Here is a 3,141-nt window from a genome sequence, read left to right as displayed (position 1 = left end):
TTACTTGCCTACTATGATTCTTTCTCCTTTCTCCCCTGCTCCCTGCTCCCCTGCTCCCCACAAGCTTTTCAGGAGTTATGGGTAAGGGATAGCCCTCCCAGGAGGGGAGTCAGGAGTCAACCCACCCCCGCCCCTCCCAGGAGGGGAAGTCATGAGGAATGGGGAATTTAGAGGAGGTAGGAAGAAGAATTATCCCTTGATTTTTCTGCCAATAGTCAACCTAAAATCCTAACTTTTTAAGCTCCCTAGAACGAAAACCTTGTACTTTTTCAAGACCTAAAAAGGCTAAAACTTTTATCTATCAAAGCTTTGATATTTAATCAGCAAACCCTGATTATTAATTATTAATTATTAATTATTAATTATTAATTAATTTAGTACCTTTCTCCCATCAATCTCTGTCGCACACCTTCAGCGATTTTGTGGCCTAGGTATTCTGGAATCAAACTTTCATTTGGCCCCAGAAGATAAAGAATGAGACGAGTTCGGCCACGCCAAACTAACAAGTTGGCATTAACTACTAACAAATCTTCCTGCCAGATGGCATACATGACTTTGTAGAATAGACCTGGTTGATTATCAGCTTCAATTAATAGTGCTGGTAGATGAAATACAGGATCGACATAAAACTCTGTTGCTACTTCCTCTAAACCACTATCTAGATTAAATTCTACTGCCAACATTTCTTCTACCTCAAAGTGGCCTGCTAGTGATTCACGGATGGCCCGACAAACATTTTCTGAGGTTTTCTCTGTTAATGCTTTGCCCCCCCGAGATATAACTAATTTGATAAAGACCAACATCGGTGGGTAAATTTGTCCATAAAGACTCAGACTATGAATAGTTAGTCCATANCTAAACCACTATCTAGATTAAATTCTACTGCCAACATTTCTTCTACCTCAAAGTGGCCTGCTAGTGATTCACGGATGGCCCGACAAACATTTTCTGAGGTTTTCTCTGTTAATGCTTTGCCCCCCCGAGATATAACTAATTTGATAAAGACCAACATCGGTGGGTAAATTTGTCCATAAAGACTCAGACTATGAATAGTTAGTCCATAAGCAGCTAATACTCCAAAAATATCACTGAGCAAAAATGATTGATTTCGGTAGGTAAAGTGCAGGGCACTTTTGTTGCTTTCTGGTTTTAGCTCTATTACAGCTTGTTTGCTTTTATACAACTGATATGCTAGTTTAAGGTTTTGCAGTTGAATATCACTACTGACAAATTGTTCATAAAACTGTGGAAACGCTCGGTTGAAGCGCTTTAGCAGTTCTAGTGTTGATGATTTTAAACCCGGAGCCATAATCGAAGAGAGGGAACGGGATATATACTATCTAATAATGTCATCCAATTTCTACTAACTTAACCACGCCTGCATGGGTTTCTGGAAAAATTTGTTTACCGGTTCTGAGTCAACATCTCAGTCTCAAAATTTAGATTATGAAAGATACACAACTATTGGGGGACAAGATGCTTCTTCTCAAGCTGTTCGTTCTCCTGATAGAACTAATGGGCGTATCTTTTTTAGTACGGATCGAGATATAGATATCTATGAACTCGAAGAGCTTTGTAATGCTGTTGGTTGGTCTCGTCGCCCATTGCGTAAAGTCAAAAAGGCCATTCAACATAGTTTTCTTGTGGTCTCTATGTGGCAAATGCGAGGCAGTCAGCGAAGACTGATTGGTTTTGCAAGAGCAACATCTGACCATGCTTTTAATGCCACTCTTTGGGATGTGGTTGTTCATCCTGACTTCCAAAGCAAGGGCTTGGGAAAAGCATTGATGAATTACATAATCAAAAAACTTCGTAGTGAGGATATAAGTAACATTACTTTATTTGCAGACCCTCATGTTGTTGATTTTTACCGAAATTTAGGTTTTATTTCTGACCCAGAGGGAATTAAAGGAATGTTCTGGTATCCTGATTAGCTGTTTTTGAGTTGATTGGATATGGCTAACTGAGTCATATTATCATGATTAATCTAGAATTTAGATTTTTGACCAGGGACATTTTGCCTGCTTTGATTTTTGTATATGATTGTGTCAAATGGAATAATAGTTAGCTTAGTAAGCTTGATTAAAAGTTATTTATTTGTTGAAAAACAATAATAAATACTAATAATTGGCAACGACAATACTGGATAATCAGTTAGATTTAGGTGCAAGTCCAGGCCATTAATTACCATCTATCTAGATAATTTATAGGATTTTTGTTCCTAAAAATTTCCTGAATATACCTACAGGTCTGATTTTGGTAATTTTTTCCAATTTTTTTTTCACAAAGTTTGCACAAAGATAGAAAATTGAGCTATAATAATTTTAGTTCAATCGGGATGTAGCGCAGTTTGGTAGCGCGCCTGCTTTGGGAGCAGGATGTCGCAGGTTCAAATCCTGTCATCCCGATATATCAATAAATATAATTAACCTAAGTCTGAAAATTAAGTATCAGCTTAGGAAAATTTATATCAAGGTTGCTTGAAGACCCAACCTCTTCCTCAAGAAAGAGTGGTATGGGAAAACTAATCAATCTTGAAGTTTTGACTTTAACTTTAGTGTCCCAAACTAAAGGAAATAAGGCTGCTGGGCTAACAGTGTTTAGGGGAGCCGTCGGATTGGCGATGTACTGTTGAGTGACCGTAAGACCAGAAAAAGCTTCTGTCCACGATCCTGGTTCGCCAGAAGCAGAAACTTAAATCGCGTTTCCCTACATGACATAAAAAGGGTAGTGGTGCATAGTACGGTTGAGAAATGCCGCGTTATCGCTCAAGCTTAATTTCAGGAGGATTTCAATAAGTTAACTATATTACATCAGCACTAACAGGATGTAACTTATAACAAGTTAATCACACCTAATTTGATTGATGTCAAAAAAATGGCAAAACTTGAGGAAAATGCTTTTTTCTAATGCTGTGATTTAGTAAATATCCTCAATCTAGGAATAAGGAATACCTAGGCAGATTAAGCTCTCTTATTTCAGAAAGTATTTCATTTTTTTTCAGCTTCAGCAAATGAAATATTTGTGTTATACTCAACTAGAGTTATAATTATTTGGCCATACATCAGAAATCATACTCTTAATTTAAGAGTGTTTCTAAATTTAGTGACTTGGTAAATATACCATAGATTACTATTGATA

General features: G+C 37.2%; 1 protein-coding gene, 1 tRNA gene and 2 pseudogenes. 2 read left to right on the top strand and 2 right to left on the bottom strand.

The window, feature by feature from the left end:
* Positions 1 to 374: 374 nt before the first annotated feature.
* Both AFK68_RS40975 and AFK68_RS40970 read right to left on the bottom strand, forming a co-directional pair.
* Positions 375 to 854 (bottom strand): annotated as a pseudogene (locus tag AFK68_RS40975) (hypothetical protein); the annotation flags it as partial.
* Between the two features lies 1 nt (position 855).
* Positions 856 to 1,309: pseudogene (locus AFK68_RS40970) on the bottom strand (hypothetical protein); the annotation flags it as partial.
* A 73-nt stretch (positions 1,310 to 1,382) separates the two neighbouring features.
* Here AFK68_RS40970 and AFK68_RS04455 point away from each other — a divergent pair.
* Positions 1,383 to 1,934 (top strand): GNAT family N-acetyltransferase, encoded by a 552-nt coding sequence (locus AFK68_RS04455; protein WP_094671759.1) that lies wholly within the window; start codon positions 1,383 to 1,385, stop codon positions 1,932 to 1,934.
* Between the two features lie 400 nt (positions 1,935 to 2,334).
* A tRNA-Pro gene (locus tag AFK68_RS04450) sits at positions 2,335 to 2,408 on the top strand.
* The last annotated feature ends 733 nt before the right edge of the window (positions 2,409 to 3,141 follow it).

It is taken from the genome of Hydrocoleum sp. CS-953 (assembly GCF_002260545.1).
Taxonomy (GTDB): domain Bacteria; phylum Cyanobacteriota; class Cyanobacteriia; order Cyanobacteriales; family Microcoleaceae; genus Trichodesmium.
This window is presented reverse-complemented; position numbering and strand designations above follow the sequence as displayed.